Genomic DNA, 21,591 nt, shown 5'->3' on the forward strand with positions numbered 1-21,591 from the left:
ATACAAATTATATAGCCACCTCTTACCATTCATCGAATAAAACAATAGCCATAAAAATATTATAATCTTTACATTCTTAATATTTTCCCAATGAATATTTAAATACTCCCGCTACGGGCTCACCCCTTATAATTCAAGAGTAAAGTCTTTCCATAAAACATTCATACATACATAAACAGCATGTGATAGTCCGAATTCGGATTTTATTTAGTTATAGCGTGTAGTTTTCTCTTTTTTTACTCCCTACAATCCCGCCGCTTTATTAAAATTTATTTCTAAATGGAATTATCTATGAACAAATATTTAAAAATTGGTCTTTTTACCATTCTGGCGGGAACAGGTACTGCAGCAGCGGCAGATGATGGCACGATTACCTTTGACGGTACTATCAGTGACGCAACCTGTACTATTACAGGCGGTGATGCACAGGGTGAATCCACCTCTCCTGATTTCACCGTGCATCTGCCTAGCGTCAGCACCACCGCGCTGGCAACAGCTGGTCAACGCGCGGGTGACACGCCATTCTTCATTAAACTGAGCGGTGCAAATTGCACCAATAACAAAGTCGCCAGCGTCTTCTTCGAACTGGCACAGAGCACCAATATCAACGCCACCACTGGTAACCTGAAAAACACCGTCACGACGGGCGGTGCCGATAAAGTTGAAATCGGCCTGTTAGATTCCAGCAAAGCGGTTATGAACCTGAACACCGCAAACAACAGCCCAAAAACCGCGACCATTTCGGGTAATACCGCTCGCTTCGACTACTGGGCGCAATACGTTGCCACCGGCGGTGCGGCTACGGCCGGTAAAGTCACCACTGACGTCGTTTATTCCATTAAGTACCAGTAATACCTCTAAGCAGTGGGATTTATCCCACTGCTTTCCCTGCCACATATAGGAACGTTGAGCCTGATGGTCAGTAATATTTTCAAAGTGATGTTAATGGTGACATTGACGTGGTTCCCCTGCGCCAACGCCACTATACAAATTTTAACGACTCGCGTGGCATTCAATGCAAACGAGAGTGAACAAACCGTTCGCGTGAATAACCTCAGCAAAAACCCGGAGCTGGTGCAGGTATGGCTTTCCAGCACCGATAAAACCGATGGAACAGAGAAGGAGAGCCTTCCGTTCTTTATCAACCCTCCCGCTGCGCGCGTTAACGGTCAAAAAGGGAAAGTTTTCCGTATCTTCCAGACAGCGGAAGCCGCAGGAAAATACCCGAAAGATCGCGAAACGCTGCTCTGGCTAAACGTGCTGGATATTCCACCAGAACTGCCTGAAGAGGCGGATCAGAACCAGATCAAAATGGCGTTCCGCACAATGATCAAATTTTTCTATCGCCCAGCGGGTCTGAAGGGCAATCCCATGCAGGCGGGCGACGATCTGAAGTGGGAATTGCGTAAAGCGGCAAAAGGCTACGACGTGGTGGGAACCAATAACTCACCTTTCCACGTGAGTATGACCAGCGTATGGCTGACGAATGCCGACAATAAAGACATTGAGATCCCGGGTGACATGATTGTCCCTTATGGAACGCTGGTTTATCACTTTCCGCAGGTCAGCGCAGTGAGTGGACGCGGCATATTCAAATACAACTATATCACTGATTTAGGCGCATATATTAAGCGCACTTATAACTTTTAATATTTTATACGTTCTACCTTTGGGAAGGTTAAATGTCCGCACGCCATAATAAATACAGGCTTCTCAAAAAAGCGAAAAGTACCCTTGGCCAGATCATTATTCTGGCATTGTTCGTTTCAGGCCAGGCTAACGCCGAAGCAGAGAAAAAAGCGGTAAACTTTTCTCGCGGCTTTATGAATTTCTATAACAGTGGGTTAGACCTTAGCCAGTTCGACGGGGTAGATAAAATCCAGCCCGGAGATTACAAACTGGAAGTATTTAGCAACCTGCGGAAATTAGGCACCTGGCCCATTTCATTTATTCCGGCAAAAAATAAGCAGGGCGTAAATGCCTGCATGACGCCGGAAATGATTATCCGCTTTGACGTCGACACCCGCAAACTGCCGGAAAACTGGAAGACGGGCCGCTGCCTGATCCTTGAAACGCTTGTGCCCGGCGCAACCGTGACCTACAACCAGGATGATGAGCGTCTGGACGTCACCGTCCCGCAGGCAATGCTGCTTAATACGCCGGAGGGATACATCAGCCCTGAGCTATGGGACGACGGTGAACCTACCCTCATGGCCTCCTATGCGCTGAGTGGTTCAAGCACGCGCAACCGTGAGTTGGGCGAAACCAGTAACTATCTCTTTGGTAACCTGCAAACGGCGATGACCCTCGGGGCGTGGCGTTTTGTGACCTATGACACCCTGAACCTCGGCAATGATATTGACGATGAGGGGGTCGATCATCTGCAGGCATTTGCCAGCCGGGGGATTGCAGCATTGCAGTCTGAAGTGGTGCTGGGCGATCTCAATACCAGCGGGGAGATGTTTGATACAACGGCCATTCGCGGCGCAAGGCTTGCCACCGACGATCGCATGCTGCCGGACTCCGTGCGCTACTACGCGCCTGTTGTACGGGGTTTTGCCAACAGCAACGCCACGGTCACCATCAAGCAGTCCGGCAGCACCCTCTACGAAAAAGTGGTGCCGCCAGGTGAGTTTGCCATCAGCGATCTCTATGCAACAGGCTACAACGGCGATCTGGAGGTCACCGTCAAAGAGACGGATGGCACCATCAACACCTTTACGGTCCCCTACTCCAGCGTTCCGCAGCTGCTGCGCGAAGGTTACTTCCGCTATTCGCTCTCGTCGGGGGAAATGCGTAATACGTATCTTGCCGATGCGCCATGGATGACCGAGGGCACGCTTCAGTACGGTCTGCTGAATAATCTGACGGGGTACGTGGGTGCGCAAACCGCGTTTGATGGCGATTACAACGCCCTGCTGGGTGGTGTGGCCATCAATACCCCGCTCGGGGCATTAGGTCTGGACGTTACCCGCTCTTATACGAACTTTAACACAGGTATGAGGAGCGATGACTGCGGTTCACTGTGTGACATGTCCCTGCGGATCAGTCTTGCTAAAAACCTTTCAGAAACCGGTACAAACTTCAGCCTGGTAGGTTACCGCTACTCCAGTAAAGATTACTACTCGCTGGCGGATGCCGTCAGCGTGAAGCAGGCGCTGGAGCACGGTAACGACCGATATTTACCCGAGCGCTACCGTGAACGCCTGGAAGCAAACATCAACCAGATGCTGCCTGCCGGCTGGGGAAGTTTTTACGTCAGTGGTTTCATCGGCAACGTCTGGAACGATGAACTGGGCCGCACGGAAAAATCCAACTACGCGCTGGGATACAACAACCGGTTTGGCACGTCGACCTGGGGTATTTCACTTGGCCGAACCAATAATGAAGACGGTGGTCATGACGATACGATCTACCTGAGCGTATCCATGCCGCTTGGCCATCGTTATGAAAAACAGGCCCGCCTGGGGGTGAACTTTAGCTACAACAGCGATGAGGCCACCATCCGCACCTCGCTCAGCGGCTCGGCTGGCGAGCGTTCACAGTATGGCTTCAGCGGCTACTTCAGTGAGTCCAGCAGGCCGGAAACCAACTTCGGTACCAACCTTTCTTACGTGGGCGATAGCGCTTCCGGCGGCGTCGCGTTCAGCCAGTCCCTCCACAGCTTCATGGGTGGTCTGAATATGAACGGTGGCGTGGTTGTGCACCGTGGCGGCATCAATTTGACCCCAACGTTAGGCGACACCATTGGCGTAATCGAGGCCAAAGGCGCTGAAGGGGCAAGAGTTTACCCTGATTCAAATGCGGTCATTAAAGATAACGGCTATGGCATTGTCGGCTATCTGACGCCTTACCGATACAACGATGTCTTCATTGATCCAAAAGGTACATCAATGAGCGTCGACGTCGAAGATACGCGTAAGAGCATTGTGCCCACCGCGGGTGCCGCCGTGCATATCAAAATGGAAACGCAGCAGAAGCAACAGACCTTTGTGCGCTTCACGCATGCCTCCGGGCAGAAGATCCCCTTCGGCGCATCCATTACCGACGGTAGCGACGCCACGCTCGGTATGGTCGGCCAGGGTGGACTGGCAATGTTGACCTTGCCTGAATCTGGCAAGCCGATCGTTATTAAATGGAATAGCAATAAAGTGATGAATACGTGCTCAGCAGAGGTCAATCACCTTTCTGATGACAGAAAAAACCGCAACATGAATAAAGCCGCCTCCTTTGATGCAATAGAGATTATCTGCAAAGGCCTTTAAGAGAAAATGAATAAATACATTACGACTCTGCTTTATCTCCTTATATTATCACTGTTATGGATATTTAGCCTTGAAGCAAAAGCCTCAGCGTGCAGAATCGACGGTGTGGAAAAGGTGTTAAATATCACAGACAACATTACGCTGAACCCTGCGGATAAAGGTTCCGCAGGAACGGTATTATGGTCTAAAACCTATACCGCACCTAACATCAAATATAGCTGTGATGAATCAACGCAAACGCAGTGGCACACTGCATACAGCCGAAATTATCTCTCTTCCTCGATAGATAAAGTCTATGCAACCGAAATTCCGGGGATTGGTATTCGGATGAAATGGCCAGCCAATACCGGAAACACCTGGGTGCCGGGTAACTCCGGCTCTCCTGTGACCTGTAGTCCGAGCTGTTCAATCGATAACAGCACGGTGCTGCTGGAGTTTGTTCAGACCGGCACCATTAATCAGGGTGAAACCGAGATCCCTGCCGGTGAAATGGTTAACGTAAAAGTCAAACCTTTGCTCACGCCAGAGGATGAGCTTCGTATTCTTACTATCAATTTATCAGTACCGATTAAAGTGAATACGCGTTCATGCTCCATTTATCCCTCGTCGACCAACGTCAATTTAGGGACCTACAGTATTGCCTCATTCCAGAACACGCAAAATTACCAGGGCGATAAAAAAGACTTTTCTATTACCATCACCTGCCCGGAAGCGGAACAAGTTGGCTTAACAATCTCTTCTATGATCGGGACAAAATTCGCCTCATCGAGTGGTCTGCTGGGCGTTGAGACCGGCGAAGGCTATGCCCAAAACTTCGCGATTATGATTTACGAAAAATCAAGTCCATATGTCTCAACATCCCTTGTTCTTGGGAAAGAAATTGTTTTCCCGGTTTCATCCCGATTAACGAAAAACTATCAGGCTCAGATTTACGTTCCTACAGAAGTTAATCGCGCAAATTCATTAAGTGCTGGCAGGGTAGTCGGCGCAATTCAATACACCATGGCTATAAAATAATTATCCAGGAGAGATTCGTGCTTCAGCGTTTTTCAAAATATGCGCTTTTATTAGTGCCGCTCATTCCTTTGGCTCACGCTACGGCGGCACTTCCCGGCCAGCAAAATAAACAGGAACTGGATCGTCTCGAAAGACAAACCAGCCAGGCATTAATAGAAGAAGCCAAGCGGACAGAACGGTTAATCCAGCAACAAAAAAAATTGCGTGAAGCCGGAGAAGAAACCCTGACCAGCAGCGACTCGAGCTGGCGCTTTCAGATCAATCATATCGCTATTCTTGATGATACGCTGTTTGACGATTCACCACTGCGTCAGGCGATTATCGATCGCTATGAGGGCAAAATGCTCGGCAGAACAGAAATATTTGAACTGGTTAAAGAGCTGACCGATTTTTATATTTCTCGCGGTTATGCCACAACGCTGATTGGTATTGAGCCAGGCAATATCAAAACGGGTACGCTCTCTCTACGCGTGCTGTGGGGAAAAATAAACGATCTTAAGGTTAACGGGCATGAACCGTCTCTCCGTGAACGCACGCGCCTGTTCACTGCCTACCCCTTTGCGAAAGACAAGATTCTGAACATGCAGGATATCGATCAGATGGTCGAAAACCTGCTGCGCGTTTATCCCAAAGACAATATTGATATTCAGCCGTCGATTGTAAACAGCTATTCCGATCTTAATCTGCTGCACGAGCCTGAGTTCCCCCTTTCTGTTGCCGCGGGCCTTAACAACTCTGGCATTAAGGCTGACGGTTGGCAGCAGTATTATGGCAGCGTAACCGCTAAAAACATTGCCGGTATCAATGATATTTTCAACGTATATTATTCATGGAATAACCTGAAAAATAACCAGGATAATCAGGATTCGTGGTCAACGAGTTACAGCATCCCGCTGGGTTACTGGTCATTCGACGCGCTTTATTACAAATCCAGCTACGATAAAACCCTTGCCGGCAATAACGCCAGCTACGCGTCTGACGGAGATTCAGACCGCGCTTCACTGCGTATCAGCCGCATGCTGGGCCGTAACGCCACGGGTAAAACCAGCTGGTGGGCAAAAGTCGAAAGACGTAACAGCGACAACAGCATTGAAAACCACCGTATAGACGTCAGCTCTAAAACCTATACCGCGATGTCGTCAGGCGCAACGTGGGTCGGTGCCCTGATGAACGGCTGGTTCTATGGCGATGTGGGCGTGACGGCGGCGGTTCCCTGGTTCGGTTCTGCCTGGAAAAACGATGCCGATCTCAAAGGATTTGACCTTGATTACGTCAAGTACAACGGCATTGCCAGCTGGACGCGTCCGCTTTTTCAGGCTGGCCGACTGGGTGGCGTCTATGAACTCAACGCCGGGTTCCAGTACACCCCGCACGTCCTGGTCAGCGATGCCAAATTAACGCTGGGGGATGAATTCACCGTGCGCGGCTTTAAGGACGATAGCCTGCTGGTTGATAGCGGCGGCTGGATCGCCAATACGCTGCAGTTTCCTTTTGATATTGGCATCGGCGGTATTTATCAGCTTATTCCCTATTTAGGTTATGACCTGGGCTTTGCCAAAGATAATTGCCCTAAAGGTGTCAACGTATGTGACAGCCAATTCATGATGGGTGGCTCGGTCGGAATTAAAGCTACCGGTAGCCATTTCTCAACATATGTCCTCGCGGGCTGGCCTATAAAAAAACCAGATTCACTGGAAGAGAATACCGTCGATAACACGGTCGTTTATTACAAGATGGAAGTAACTTTCTAATTTAAGGAATTTTTATGAGCAATAATAAAACTTCAAAAACGAAGCTAACCGCTGGGAATTTACATAAACACCTTTGTCCCCTTTTTATTTCGATAGCGGGTATCCTCGCCGCTAATGCCGAAGCCGCGACGGTGCCGGATGCCAGCCAGAGCAAAGGGCCAACCATGGGCCAGGCGGCTAACGGCACGCCAGTCGTGAATATCACCGATCCGAATGCGAAAGGTGTTTCACTGAATAAATTTGACCAGTTTAACGTTGATAAAAATGGTCTGATCTTTAACAACAACATGCAGGATGGCGTGTCTAAGATCGGGGGCTATACGGTTAAAAACGCCCAGCTTGAGCATGAAGCAAAAGCCATTATCAGTGAAGTGACAGGTGCCCAGGCGTCCTATATTAACGGCACGATGGAAGTCTTTGGCAGAAAAGCGGACGTGATCGTTGCCAACGAAAACGGCATTAGCGTTAACGGCGCCACCACCATTAATGCCAACAGCCTGACGCTGAGTACCGGTAAGGTACAGATGAAAGAGGACGGCAACTATAAGCTTGCGGTTGAGAAAGGTAACGTTTCTGTCACGGGACAAGGTATTTCTACCGAAGGGCTGACTTACTTCGACATCGTCAGCCGCAGCGCTCAACTGGAAGGTGAAATTGCGGGTCAGGCCGACATCAAGGTTGTTGCGGGCCAGAACGATTACGACCTCTCCAGCCGCGTGCATACCGTTCGCAATGCGGGTGACGGACACGCACCGGATGTCGCGATTGATGGTCGGGCAATGGGGTCGATGTACGGCGGTAAAATTCAGCTTATCAGTACCGAGTCCGGTGCGGGCGTCCGTCACCAGGGCAGTATCATAGCCACGGATGATATTGAGATCAGCGCTAACGGCGACGTGACGCTGACGGGCATACGCAGCGACAAAAACGTCACCGTCAGCGGCAACAATATTGCCCTCAATAAAAACAGCAGCGGCGCCGGGAGTACCGAAGCGCAGAATAATATTATCCTGCATGCCCTCTCCGGCCTGACGGTGAATAACGACCTGATCTCCCGTACCGGTACCATCCGCATTGATGCGTCTACCCTGCTGCAAAACACGGCGGCAATCCTCGCGCAAAACAGTGCGACGACAGCGGTTCCCGCGATTCAGATTAATGTTGCCGGGCAGTACACCCTTTCCGGCAAACTCAAGGCGCTGGATGCTAACGGAGCCGTCATTTCCGGTGGCGTCGTTACGTTAAAAAATGGCGATTTTGTCGTCATTCAGAATGGCCAGCAGGTGCCATTCAGCACTCTCGTCTCCGACGCGGAGGTCGTCAGCAACAGTGGTGATATCAACATCACTGCGGGCAGCATGACCAACAATGAAGGCGTTATTCTCGCGAAGAAAGGAACGCTTCAGTTCAACCTCACCGGCGCATTTGAAAACAAGGGTTCCGTCAGCTCCACAGGGGATATCCGGATTGCATCAGGTTCGATGAAGAACAATGGCATTCTCTATGCCAGCAACGCCCAGACGCTGTCTGTTGGTCATCTTGACAATGCAGGCCGCCTCTACGCGGATAACAATCTGGTCATGACCGCCAGCGCCCTTAATAACAGTGGTCATATCGGTGCGGATAGCGGTGAGATGCGCATTAACGTCAACGGTGATGTGTCAAACAGCGGTACCCTGAGCGGTAACGATGCGCTGATCTTTATTGATGCCGACGGTAATATCGTCAATGACGGCACCATTGCCAGCAACAAGCATGACGTGACGCTGACATCCGGCGGTGACACCCTCAGCAATACCGGACGTATTGCAGGGCGTAATGTCTCCGCCAGTACCCGTAAGGCCGGTGCAACCGTCAGTAACAGCGGCAGCGTCAGCGCGAGCGAGAAGTTGACCATCGCCACCGAGAATCTGAAAAACCAGGGCGGCACGCTGAGTGCGGCCACAGACATGCAGCTTGAGGTCAAAAAAGCGCTGCTGAATAGTCAAAAAGGCAGCATTGTTGCCGGAAAGAATCTGACCCTAAATGGCGACGGCGCGCTGGCTGTAAACAATAACGATGGGCTGATCCAGGGCGAAAATGTCCATGCCAGCGGAATTTCCACCCTCGCCAACACGCATGACGCGCTGATCGCGGCAAGAGAAAACCTCTCCGTTTCAGCAACAGCGTTGCTTAACGACGCCTCAACGATTCAGGCCGGTAGCCTGACGCTCGATCGCGTTAGCGCCGTCGATAACCTGAACGCCGCCACGCTGTATGCCAGCAAGACGCTGCAACTGACCCATCTCAACACGCTCAATAACACCGGCAGCTTTGTGATTTCTGACGGCACACTGTCACTGTCCGATGTGAACACCCTCAATAACACTGAAGGTGCAACCCTGTTCGGCGCAGAAAACACCACGCTGAGAAACGTAGGTACCCTGAATAACAGCGGCGCCTCGATGATTAAATCGGATGCCGCCCTCTCCATCGCGGGAGCAACCACGCTTAACAACAGCAGCGATGCGGTGATTGCCTCGGCTGGCGATATGAACATCAGCGGCGTGAAGACGTTAAACAACCGCGCCGTTATGATCGGCAATGGGACCATTGCGATCGACGACGTTGACGATCTGAAAAACGAAGGTGTGGTTCAGGCGGGCCTGGATCTGATCATCCGCAACGTTAAAAACCTGACCAACAAAGGCGAAGATCATGTGTTGGTTGCGCTGCGTAATCTGACGATTGAAGACGTTGAGTCCCTCGTCAACAGCGACAGCGCGGTGATCTCCGCCAATATGAAAACGGTCCTGAACGCCATTGGCGTTGTGACAAACCGCACGGCGGGCATCATCCAGGCCGTTAATGGACCGCTGGAGATTGTTGCCGACACGCTGAGTAATCTCGGCAGTATCACCGCTGATGATGGACAGCAGTCAGTATCCACTATCGTGGCGGGCGGCGACATCACGATTAACGCGCAAAACCTGACCAACACCGAACAGGCGGTGATTGTGTCGACGCAAAGCGACTTGTCTCTTAACGTCGCTCACAATGCGATCAATTCTGACGCGGCAGTGATCTCTGGGGCAAATAACACTACCCTTAATGTGGCCGGAGGAACGATCACCAACGAAAGAAATGGTCTGATCGCCGGTAATAACGTCACGATCAACGCGTCGAAACTGAATAATCATGAATCTGGCGTAACGGTCGCCAGAAACGACATGAATCTCAACCTTGACACGCTTAATAACACCAGCGGCATCCTCGAAGCGGGTCATGATTTAATGCTCAGGGTTAAAGATTCCCTCACCCTGGATGACATGACCCGCAATATTCGCGCGGGTCATGATATGACGCTGAGCACCGAAGGCTCCCTGTTCAATAACACCATGATGGAAGTGATTGGCAACCTGACGCTGCAGGCAGACGGTAAATTTGTCAACAGCAAGTCTGTCGTGACGGGCGGGGATATGCACATCCATGCCGGTGGGATGACGAACAACAGTAACAGCCTGCTTTGGTCGCTGGGGCAGATGGATATTGACGTCCGCAATGGCACCTTTGTGAACGACTTTACGGGCAACATTCTGAGCATGGGCGACATGTCGCTCATCGCGAAAAGCCTGATTAACTACGCCGGGATCATTCGCTCCGAGCAAAATATTAATATTGATGCTGCCTATCTGGAAAACCAAAGCACCTATACGGGCGGCACGATTTCGCAAACCCAAACGCAGGATGCGGTGGGCAAATGGTCCGGTGTAGATAACGTGATGACGCAGGTCAGCATCACCACGGTGCTACACATTCCGGTTCTGAGCTCTGATATCGCCATGGACAAACTTGGCGAAATCAGCGCGGGTAAAGATATCAATATCAACCAGCGCGATCTCTTCGCGGACAAAGAGATCAAAAATACAGGCGGCCTGATCCAGGCGGGACGTGATATCACCATTACCGGTAATCTCCTGAACTCGCCAAAATATACGTCAGAATCGATGTATGATTATCTGCGCCTCCCGCTCAATGAACCGATCGTGCTGACCGACTTCTGGAAGGTGGCTGCAGGACACTACACGACGCTGACCTTTAACTCGCTGTATCAATATCTCGATTTCGTCTTCGGCAACGGTGAGCCCGAGACCAAAAGCGGCAGCGAGGATCCGAACAGAAATCGTAGCTATAAATCCCTGATCGACGCCGCGAATACCTCAACCCAGCTCAGCTATGTCATGAGCAAAGTGTTTGGCGAAACGTGGAGTGCGCAGGAATACGCCACCCTGAGCACGGCATGGCATAGTCTGACCGACGGTGATGCCAGCACTAACTCACTGAAGAAAAATATGATCTACTTTGTGCCGTCTGAAAAAGGCGAAATCACAGCGGGTCGTAACTTCACGCACAATGGCGGCACCCTGGATAACGGCCTGGCGAACGCGGGTACGATCAGAGAGAACGCCACTATTCAGAATATCGACGTGGGTGACTACAGCGTAGATACGGTCATTGCAGGGTATGATGTTGCCGTTAATACCAAAACCCTGGAAGAGCTGGCCATGGGGATTAGCCCGCTGCCGACCATAAAGGATTTGGTCTCCCTGCCGGGCATGTTTGAAGTCACTGACGAATTCAAAAAAGCCTCCGCGGCGGCGAAAAACGGTACCGAATACAGCGGCCCGACTAACCACATCATTCCAATTTTCGAAACGCGCCCGGAAATGATCGACCAGAGCCAGTACAGCGGCTCTGACTACTATTTCGACAAGGTGGATTACACCACCACCGAAACCGTTAACGTCATTGGGGATAACTACTTCATCTCCGAATTGATTCGTCGAGAGATCAGCCGCTCCGTGGGCAGCATGTTTGCGATACGAGACGGTCTCGAAGGCGATGCGCTGGTGCAGAATCTGATGGATAACGCCGGTATTGCGGCGAAAAACAGCGATCTGAATCTGGTGGTGGGCCAGCCCCTGAGCGAAGAGCAGCGCAATGGGCTGACCCAGGATATCGTCTGGTTCGTGAGCCAGAACATCAAAGGGACGGAAGTGCTGGTGCCGGTGGTCTACCTTTGCCCTGAAACCCTTCGCCAGCTGGCTTCCGGTGATATCAGCAATGGCACAGCGTCCATCGCTGCCGGGAATAGCCTGTCTGTTGATGCCACCGCCATCAACAACGTGAACGGTACCCTCTCCTCCCGGGGTGACGTTACGCTGGTGGCTGAGGGTGATATCAAAAATATCAGCAACGCGACGAATGCCGGCATCTCTGCGGGTAATAACGTCTCAATGACGTCGGAAAAGGGCAACATTGCCTCTAACGGTGCGGCAGTGAACGCCGGTGGCGACATTGACATGAAGGCTGAACAAGGCGACATCACTCTGACCGCGTCTGTCGGCCACGGCGAAGACGGCAAACAGATGATTCATGCGCACGATGACGGCGTCACCGCTGGCGGCAGTATCAATATGCAGGCGAAAACTATCACCTCCAACGCGGCGGATATTACGGCAGGCCAGGATGTGAACATGAAGGCAAGCGAAGGTGACGTCACCTTCAACGACCTGCATCAGATTGATTCTACCCGTACCATCAATACCGAGATCACCGGTCTGTCCAGCTATACCACCACCGACACCAAAACGGTCAGCGGGGAAGCTATCGGCTCAACCGTTAAGGCTGGCGGTAACTTTCAGATTGATGCCAGCAAGAATGTGGTCATGGAAGGCGGCAGCATTAACGCCAACGGCGGCGCCATCAATGCGGCAGAAAACGTTGAGATAAAAACCTCTGAAAACGTGTCCGTTCAGGAACAAACCACGCAGTCTCGCCAGTTTATTGCTGATGCCTCAATCAGCGGTGGCGGTAAATCCGCCTCGGTGTCCTACGGCAAAAACGAGGGCACTACAAAAAATACCACTTCTGGCGACTACTCCAGCGCGGGCGGTAGCTCTGAAACCTCCGCGGTTGGCGACAAACCAGGCCGCGCGCCGATCACCGATACGGCAGGTTTCAGGGTGGGTATAGAAGACACGACCGATACCGTGTCGACCCAGAGCAAGCAGAACACCAACGCGTCCATTAATTTTGCCGATTCCGGCTCCGTGAATGCAGGAAAAACGGCGGATATTGGCGGCGCTGACCTCTCAGCCGGCGATAAGCTCAGCATTAACGCGCAGGATGTCGCCAGCACCAAATACGAGGATGAAACCAAAACCACCACCACACACAAAGACCGCTTTATCGGTATTTCAGGTGAGGCCCACAGTGCCGTAGCTGACGCGATCGACAAAACCGGTAATCTGATTGATAAATCGCAGAAAGGTCAGTCAATTAACGGCGGAACCACGACGGCGGAAGTGCTGGGCGATGTGTCCAACATCCTGTTGAACGATCTTGCTGGCGCCTCCGTCACTATCGGCGGTAATACGACGAAAACGAAAGAAACGAGCACCACAACGGCGGAGAACATCACCAATATCAATGCTAAAAACGTCAGCATTAATTCGACCAACGATACCACGCTCAACGGCGTGAATGTGAACTCGCAGAATACGGAGATCAATGCGGGTGGTGATGTGGATATCAACGCGGCGAAATCAACGACCTCTTACACCAGTGAAACCGACAAACACAAAGGCGGTATTACCGCAGGCGTCGGCGTGGATATTACCGGCGTAAGCGGCGGCGTTTCGGTCGATTACAACGGCAGCACGGAGCACGGCTCCGGCAGCTCGACGTCGTACCAGAACAGTACCCTTACCGGCGAAAATGTGACGGTGAATGCGGGCGGTGATATGCACATGAAGGGCGCTAACATTGATGCTGCGAAGGCCGATGTGAATGTCGCGGGCGACATGAGTGTCACCTCCGTGCAGGATACCGAGCACACCGAAAGCAGCCGCGGTAACTGGGGCGCCTCGGTGGGCATATCGGGCACGTCGACAGGCGTTATCCCTAACGTATCCGTAAACGGGGGCGGAGGCTCCGAGAGTTACGATTCGGTTAAAACAGCGAAGCAATCCGGTATCAATACCTCGGGCGAACTGAATGTCAAAACCGGCGGCGACCTGAACATGACCGGGGCCAACCTGGTGTCTCAGGACGGCTCGGGCTCGGTGAACGTTGCAGGCGATATCAATGCGAAAACGCTGGAAGACCACGTTGAGCAGGATGGTTTGTACGGCGGCGGCGGTATCGGCCTGAGCGTGAAGGACAAAAAGGCCGTCGTGCCGTCTGCGAACATCTACGTCGATACCGTGGATGAAATTCACTACAACGAAACGCAGAAATCCACCATCGCAGTGGGTGACACGACCAGCGCGGCGGTAAACGGTGAGCTCAACGCCGATAAAGAGGCAATGTCGACCGTGACGCGTGATGAGAAAGAAGCAGGAAATAACATCTCCTACACGCTCGCCGATCCAGGCATCCGCAAGAAGAAGAAAAACGGCGCTGACGCAGACAGCGATACGCCAGCGGTGCCGGATGACGGCCATACGGGCGGTGGCGGTTGTCCACACAAGTGTACGCCGACTAAGCCGGGCTCAGCGCAGCAGACCACGACAACGACGACGCGCACCACGTCCGATTCTCAGCACATGACGGTTGAGAAAACGACGGCGTCAACGACCTCCACGTCCGCCTCTTCGGTGGTGCATAAAGAGGCCGTCGCGTCTGAAACAGCACACAGTGAAGCCGTGCCGAAAGTCGTGCCGTCAGCGTCTCAGCCGTTGACGCCAAAAGCAAAACCAGAGGCCGCAACGGTCACACCAGTGAAGAAATGGGCCGTACCGGAAACTCACTATCCGGTGCTTTCTCCGGGCTCCGCGACGGCTAAAACCGGCAAAGACATGCCGAAAACACCGGACCACAGGAAGTGGAATGGCGACATGACCAACGGCGTTGCGCCGTCCAGCAACACCAAAGGCGATGACGTTAAGCTCTCTCCGGGGTCGTCCACCGGTCAAACCGGGATGGATATGCCGAAAACGCCGGAGCACAAGCAGTGGAATGGCGACATGAGCAAAGGTGCGATGAACGCGCGTCCCCAGTGGAAGGCGTTGCAAATCGATCGACCGATTAATATCTATGCCCCGGTGACCATCACCTTCACCGACCAGCAGTACAGCTAAAACAAAAGGGTCTGACTTTCGTCAGACCCTTTTTTAACGCCCCATTCGTGCGTTATTCGTCTTCCAGGTACGTATAACCGTACAGACCCGCTTCAAACTCTTCCAGGAACTGCTGCTGCAGCGCATCGTCCAGCCCGGTGTTTTTCACCTGGTCGCGGAACTGCGTCAGCAGGGTTTTCGGATCGAGCTGAACGTATTCCAGCATGTCCGCCACGGTATCCCCTTCGTCAGACAGCTCAACTTCCACGCTGCCGTCAGGGAAGACAAACACGTCAACCGCCTCGGTATCACCGAACAGGTTGTGCATGTTGCCGAGGATCTCCTGATACGCGCCGACCATAAAGAAGCCCAGCATCGGCGGGTTCTCCGGGTCGTACTCCGGCATTGGCATCGTCGTTGCGATACCGTCGCCATCAACGTAGTGGTCGATTGCGCCGTCAGAGTCACAGGTGATGTCCAGCAGCACCGCGCGACGTTCCGGGGCGTGGTTCAGCCCTTCCAGCGGCAGAACCGGGAACAGCTGATCGATACCCCATGCATCCGGCATCGACTGGAACAGCGAGAAGTTGACGTAGATCTTATCCGCCATTCGCTCCTGCAGCTCGTCGATAATCGGACGGTGCGCACGGTTGCTCGGGTCGAGCTGTTTCTGCACTTCATGACACATGTTCAGATAGAGCTGTTCCGCCCACGCGCGCTCCTGCAGGCTGAAGGTGCCTGAAGAGTAGCCGACGTGGATGTCGTGCAGGTCCATCTGGCTGTCGTGCAGCCATTCGCGAAGGGAACGACGCGTGCCCGGCTCGTGCATCTCCTGCCAGGTTTCCCACATGCTCTGCAGGGAACGCGGCGCATCGTCTGCCGGCGGCGTCGCTTCGGTGGTTTCGCTGCGCTCAACGCCGATGATGTTCGAGACCAGCACCGTATGGTGCGCGGTGACCGCGCGACCGGATTCGGTGATCACCGTCGGGTGCGGCAGGCCGTTCTCTTCACAGGCATCGCCGATCGCCCAGATAATGTTGTTCGCGTATTCGTTCAGGCCGTAGTTCACAGAGCAGTCAGACTGCGAGCGGGTCCCTTCGTAGTCCACGCCCAGGCCGCCACCCACGTCGAAGCACTGAATATTCACGCCAAGCTTGTGCAGCTCAACGTAGAAACGCGCTGACTCACGCACGCCGGTCGCGATGTCGCGAATGTTGGCCATCTGCGAGCCGAGGTGGAAGTGCAGCAGCTGAATGCTGTCCAGACGACCACGCTCGCGCAGAATTTCTACCAGCTGCAGCACCTGGTTCGCCGCCAGGCCGAACTTGGATTTTTCGCCGCCGGAGGACTGCCATTTGCCGGAACCCTGTGACGCCAGACGCGCACGCACGCCAAGGCGTGGCACCACGTTCAGACGCTCGGCCTCTTCCAGCACGATGGCGATTTCAGTCATCTTCTCGATAACCAGATAGACCTTGTGGCCCATCTTCTCGCCAATCAGCGCCAGACGAATGTATTCACGGTCTTTATAGCCGTTACAGACGATCACTGAACGGGTCATGCCCGCATGGGCCAGAACCGCCATCAGCTCCGCTTTGGAGCCGGCTTCCAGACCCAGCGGCTCGCCGGAGTGGATCAGAGATTCGATCACGCGGCGGTGCTGGTTAACCTTGATGGGGTAAACCAGGAAGTAGTCGCCTTTATAGCCGTAGGATTCACGCGCGCGCTTGAACGCGGCGTTAATCGAACGCAGGCGATGTTGCAGGATCTGCGGGAAGCAGAACAGTGCAGGCAAACGCTGGCCCTGAGCTTCACGGGCTTTCACCAGTTTGGCGAGATCCACGCGCGCTTCAGGGACGTCCGGATCCGGGCAGACGCTGATGTGGCCCAGTTCGTTGACGTCGTAGTAGTTATTGCCCCACCAGGCAATATTGTAAGTGCGCAGCATCTTGCTGGCTTCCTCGGAGCTCATCGCAACCTCCTGCATAGAACGTAGTACACCCTGTTCGCCCGCTGACGAAGGCGAAAAAGAAGACATGTCGTCAGACATAGCGAACCTCAACTCTTTGTATTAAGTGTAAAACAGTTGACTACTATCGCAGCGTTATACGGCGATAACAACCCATAAACGGCTCCGTTTCCCAGCAGAGTATGCTGAAATCCAGACCGTGCGACCGGTTTCTTATTCATATCATTGTAAAACACGTATCCGAACTCTGTATGACAAGGTTCGGCGAAACCACGAGAAAACTCTTGTATTAACAAGAGCGCCCTTGTTCAGTTTTCACAAAGCGTGGCCGGCCCTGGAATCCTGAGAAGCGCCGAGATGGGTATAACATCGGCAGGTTTGCAGACTAGAAATGCGGGTTGCGGGAATCAAATGCGCGCCAGAACGGCTGCGCTGAATTAGCGGAAAACGATGGTTCATTATCTCGTATCACCTCCACGGCCGCCTCTGCTGAAACGGACCCCAAGCCAAAGCTAAAAGTTCACTGCTTTACCCGGCTGGAAGTGGCGACACGATGAGTTCATCGAGCGCTTATTTTATATGAGCCGCGCGCCGCGTTTTATACCGAGAAGGGGGCTAAAAAGCAAAACAAAAATGCGCGTGTTGCCAGCACCGTCAGGAATTTTTGCCAGCAGCAATTTCAACTGAGTGAGAGATGAGTCAAAAAAAACTGGAAATCGGGTGAAGAAGTGACCTAAAATAGCCATCCAGATGTTAATCCATCTATACTGATTAACACTCATACTGCCAGTGTCAAAAACCTGCAGGCCTTGGTAGAATTATCTCCTTTGGCTATTCCACACAGCAGCTTGAGCTAACCAAATTCCTCTTAGGTGAAATAAAACATGGCAAAACACCTGTTTACGTCCGAGTCCGTATCAGAAGGACATCCTGATAAAATTGCTGACCAAATTTCCGATGCGGTGCTGGATGCGATCCTCGCGCAGGATCCAAAAGCGCGCGTCGCGTGTGAAACCTATGTCAAAACCGGCATGGTTCTGGTTGGCGGTGAGATCACCACCAGCGCATGGGTTGATATCGAAGAGATCACCCGTAACACGGTGCGTGAGATCGGTTATGTGCATTCTGATATGGGCTTTGATGCCAACTCCTGCGCGGTACTGAGCGCGATTGGTAAACAGTCTCCAGACATCAACCAGGGCGTTGACCGTGCCGATCCGCTGGAACAGGGCGCGGGCGACCAGGGCCTGATGTTCGGCTATGCAACCAACGAAACCGACGTGCTGATGCCAGCACCGGTCACCTACGCACACCGTCTGGTGCAGCGTCAGGCTGAAGTGCGTAAGAACGGCACCCTGCCGTGGCTGCGTCCGGATGCAAAAAGCCAGGTCACCTTCCAGTACGACGACGGTAAAATTGTCGGTATTGATGCGGTCGTTCTGTCCACCCAGCATTCCGAAGAGATCGATCAGAAATCCCTGCAGGAAGCAGTGATGGAAGAGATCATCAAGCCGGTTCTGCCAACCGAATGGCTGAGCAGCGCCACCAAATTCTTCATCAACCCAACCGGACGCTTTGTTATCGGCGGCCCAATGGGTGACTGCGGCCTGACCGGTCGTAAAATCATCGTTGATACCTACGGCGGCATGGCGCGTCACGGTGGCGGCGCATTCTCCGGTAAAGATCCATCAAAAGTGGACCGTTCTGCAGCGTACGCGGCACGTTATGTGGCGAAAAACATTGTGGCTGCCGGCCTGGCTGACCGCTGTGAGATTCAGGTTTCCTATGCTATCGGCGTGGCTGAACCCACCTCCATCATGGTTGAAACCTTCGGTACTGAGAAAGTGCCTTCAGAACAGCTGACCCTGCTGGTGCGCGAGTTCTTCGACCTGCGTCCATACGGCCTGATTCAGATGCTGGATCTGCTGCACCCAATCTACAAAGAAACCGCTGCATACGGTCACTTTGGTCGTGAACATTTCCCATGGGAAAAAACCGACAAAGCCGCTTTGCTGCGTGAAGCTGCCGGTCTGAAGTAATCGACTGCCATCGCTTTTAAAAGGCCAGCCTTCGGGCTGGCCTTTTTTTTGTCGGGTGGCGGCTACGCCTTACCCGACCTACGGGTACGGAGTTTTTGTAGGCCGGGTAAGGCGCAGCCGCCACCCGGCTGAAAGGCGCACCGTTTGGAACCGATTACACCGCAGCGGATGTCTTCCGCTTTCAGAATATTCTCTTTGCGTGATCGCCTTTCTTCTGCTGTTACATTCCCTTTCAGTTAAGTCTGAAATGTGTCCTTTCGCGATGCGCATCACCTCATTTACCTCTATATTTTCAAAGCCTTAATTTTATTTACGGTTACACGCAAGTGTAACCGATTACACCAATGTGATTAATCTCACATATTTTTACGGGTCGCTCACCTACCCTTAACATCAATAAAACTGATAACCCAACTGGAGGGCATAATGCCTGACAATAAAAAACAGGGGCGTACGTCCAACAAGGCGATAACATTCTTCGTCTGTTTCCTCGCCGCCCTGGCAGGATTACTTTTTGGCCTGGATATCGGCGTGATTGCCGGTGCATTACCTTTCATCACTGACGAGTTCCAGATCAGCGCTCACACCCAGGAGTGGGTGGTGAGCTCCATGATGTTTGGCGCGGCCGTCGGGGCCGTCGGCAGCGGCTGGCTCTCCTTCAAGCTCGGACGTAAAAAGAGCCTGATGATCGGCGCGATCCTGTTCGTTGCCGGCTCACTCTTCTCTGCCGCAGCGCCTAACGTTGAGGTCCTGCTGGTTTCCCGCATTCTGCTCGGTCTGGCCGTCGGCGTGGCGTCCTATACCGCCCCGCTTTACCTGTCTGAAATTGCGCCGGAGAAAATCCGCGGCAGTATGATTTCGATGTACCAGCTGATGATCACCATCGGTATCCTGGGCGCGTACCTTTCCGATACGGCGTTTAGCTACAGCGGCGCATGGCGCTGGATGCTCGGCGTGATCATCATCCCTGCAGTTCTGCTGCTGATTGGCGTCTTCTTCCTGCCGGACAGCCCGCGCTGGTTTGCTGCAAAACGTCGCTTCCACGATGCCGAACGCGTGCTGATGCGCCTGCGCGATACCAGCGCAGAAGCGAAAAACGAGCTGGAAGAGATCCGCGAAAGCCTGAAGGTCAAACAGTCCGGCTGGGCGCTGTTTAAAGAGAACAGCAACTTCCGTCGCGCCGTTTTCCTTGGCGTACTGCTGCAGGTGATGCAGCAGTTCACAGGGATGAACGTCATCATGTACTACGCGCCAAAAATCTTTGAGCTGGCGGGTTATACCAACACCACCGAGCAGATGTGGGGGACCGTCATCGTGGGTCTGACCAACGTGCTGGCAACCTTTATCGCCATCGGTCTGGTGGACCGCTGGGGACGTAAGCCAACCCTGACGCTGGGCTTCCTGGTAATGGCGGCCGGTATGGGCGTCCTCGGTACCATGATGCATGTGGGCATTCACTCCCCAACCGCCCAGTACTTTGCGGTAGGCATGCTGCTGATGTTTATCGTCGGGTTTGCGATGAGCGCCGGTCCGCTGATCTGGGTGCTGTGCTCTGAGATCCAGCCGCTGAAAGGGCGTGATTTTGGTATCACCTGCTCTACCGCAACCAACTGGATTGCTAACATGATCGTCGGCGCAACGTTCCTGACCATGCTCAATACCCTGGGCAATGCAAACACCTTCTGGGTCTACGCCGGTCTGAACATCTTCTTTATTGTGCTGACCATCTGGCTGGTTCCAGAAACCAAACACGTGTCTCTGGAACATATTGAACGTAACCTGATGAAAGGTCGTCCTCTGCGCGAAATCGGCGCCCACGACTGATCCTCTTACGGGAGGCGCCTCTTGCGCCTCCCCGCTTCGCGCTTTATGCTCTGCCCCTATGAAAGCACCCCGTCTCCCCATCGCCATTCAGCAGGCCGTTATGCGCAGCCTGCGGGAAAAACTCGCCCAGGCGAACCTGAAACTCGGTCGCAACTACCCTGAACCCAAACTCGTCTACCAGCAGCGTGGCACCTCGGCCGGTACCGCCTGGCTTGAGTCGTATGAGATCCGCCTTAACCCAGTGCTGATGATGGAAAACCAGCAGGCGTTTATCGATGAAGTGGTGCCGCACGAGCTGGCGCATCTGCTGGTGTGGAAACACTTTGGCCGCGTCGCGCCGCATGGAAAAGAGTGGAAGTGGATGATGGAGGCGGTGCTCGGCGTTCCGGCCCGCCGCACGCATCAGTTCGAGCTGGAATCGGTACGCCGCAATACCTTCCCCTACCGCTGTCAGTGCCAGCAGCACCAGCTTACCGTCCGTCGCCATAATCGCGTGGTGCGCGGCGAGGCGACCTACCGCTGCGTCAAATGCGGCGAGCCGCTGGTGGCGGAATAATTATCTGAACTTTCAGGAACTTTCCTGATCTGACTGATTGCATACAGGAACAACATTCGTTACGTTGC

12 protein-coding genes are annotated in these 21,591 nt (G+C 53.0%); 9 read left to right on the plus strand and 3 right to left on the minus strand.

Annotated features, from left to right (window positions below; genetic code table 11):
• Positions 1-291: 291 nt before the first annotated feature.
• The 6 genes from ACMWJS_RS09290 to ACMWJS_RS09315 all read left to right on the plus strand — a co-directional run bounded on the left by ACMWJS_RS09290 (position 292) and on the right by ACMWJS_RS09315 (position 15,156).
• A complete protein-coding gene (locus tag ACMWJS_RS09290; RefSeq protein WP_262751888.1) occupies positions 292-852 on the plus strand; it encodes a fimbrial protein in 561 nt (186 codons plus the stop codon).
• Between the two features lie 63 nt (positions 853-915).
• On the plus strand, positions 916-1,650 hold the full coding sequence (locus ACMWJS_RS09295) for a molecular chaperone (RefSeq protein ID WP_048224790.1): 735 nt from the start codon (positions 916-918) through the stop codon (positions 1,648-1,650).
• A gap of 32 nt (positions 1,651-1,682) precedes the next feature.
• Positions 1,683-4,265 carry a fimbria/pilus outer membrane usher protein gene (locus ACMWJS_RS09300; protein ID WP_414746974.1) on the plus strand — a complete coding sequence of 861 codons (2,583 nt, stop codon included), beginning with the start codon at positions 1,683-1,685 and terminating at the stop codon, positions 4,263-4,265.
• A 105-nt stretch (positions 4,266-4,370) separates the two neighbouring features.
• Positions 4,371-5,282 (plus strand): fimbrial protein, encoded by a 912-nt coding sequence (locus ACMWJS_RS09305; protein WP_262751894.1) that lies wholly within the window; start codon positions 4,371-4,373, stop codon positions 5,280-5,282.
• A gap of 17 nt (positions 5,283-5,299) precedes the next feature.
• Positions 5,300-7,033: a ShlB/FhaC/HecB family hemolysin secretion/activation protein gene (locus ACMWJS_RS09310; RefSeq protein ID WP_262780186.1), complete on the plus strand. Its 1,734-nt coding sequence runs from the start codon at positions 5,300-5,302 to the stop codon at positions 7,031-7,033.
• Positions 7,034-7,047: 14 nt separating this feature from the next.
• Positions 7,048-15,156 carry a hemagglutinin repeat-containing protein gene (locus ACMWJS_RS09315; protein WP_414746975.1) on the plus strand — a complete coding sequence of 2,703 codons (8,109 nt, stop codon included), beginning with the start codon at positions 7,048-7,050 and terminating at the stop codon, positions 15,154-15,156.
• A gap of 52 nt (positions 15,157-15,208) precedes the next feature.
• On the opposite strand, the gene speA is transcribed toward ACMWJS_RS09315, so the two are convergent.
• The 3 genes from speA to ACMWJS_RS09330 all read right to left on the minus strand — a co-directional run bounded on the left by speA (position 15,209) and on the right by ACMWJS_RS09330 (position 17,850).
• Positions 15,209-17,185, minus strand: a complete 1,977-nt coding sequence (gene speA / locus ACMWJS_RS09320) for a biosynthetic arginine decarboxylase (RefSeq protein ID WP_008499744.1) — start codon at positions 17,183-17,185, stop codon at positions 15,209-15,211.
• Positions 17,186-17,193: 8 nt separating this feature from the next.
• Positions 17,194-17,325 (minus strand): acid stress response protein YqgB, encoded by a 132-nt coding sequence (gene yqgB / locus ACMWJS_RS09325; RefSeq protein ID WP_127312443.1) that lies wholly within the window; start codon positions 17,323-17,325, stop codon positions 17,194-17,196.
• A gap of 354 nt (positions 17,326-17,679) precedes the next feature.
• The gene (locus tag ACMWJS_RS09330; protein WP_045335271.1) at positions 17,680-17,850 is read right to left on the minus strand and encodes a hypothetical protein; all 171 of its coding nucleotides are present in this window, start codon (positions 17,848-17,850) and stop codon (positions 17,680-17,682) included.
• Positions 17,851-17,988: 138 nt separating this feature from the next.
• Here ACMWJS_RS09330 and metK point away from each other — a divergent pair, with 138 nt between their 5' ends.
• From metK to ACMWJS_RS09345, 3 genes are all read left to right on the plus strand, one after another.
• The gene (gene metK, locus ACMWJS_RS09335) at positions 17,989-19,143 is read left to right on the plus strand and encodes a methionine adenosyltransferase (protein WP_014885184.1); all 1,155 of its coding nucleotides are present in this window, start codon (positions 17,989-17,991) and stop codon (positions 19,141-19,143) included.
• A gap of 426 nt (positions 19,144-19,569) precedes the next feature.
• Complete coding sequence (galP, locus tag ACMWJS_RS09340) at positions 19,570-20,967, plus strand: galactose/proton symporter (protein WP_414746976.1); 1,398 nt, start codon at positions 19,570-19,572, stop codon at positions 20,965-20,967.
• Between the two features lie 58 nt (positions 20,968-21,025).
• Positions 21,026-21,523 carry a SprT family zinc-dependent metalloprotease gene (locus tag ACMWJS_RS09345; protein ID WP_021242073.1) on the plus strand — a complete coding sequence of 166 codons (498 nt, stop codon included), beginning with the start codon at positions 21,026-21,028 and terminating at the stop codon, positions 21,521-21,523.
• Positions 21,524-21,591 lie beyond the last annotated feature (68 nt).

This window comes from Enterobacter sp. HK-058-C-ECC, assembly GCF_047531125.1.
GTDB lineage: Bacteria > Pseudomonadota > Gammaproteobacteria > Enterobacterales > Enterobacteriaceae > Enterobacter > Enterobacter quasiroggenkampii.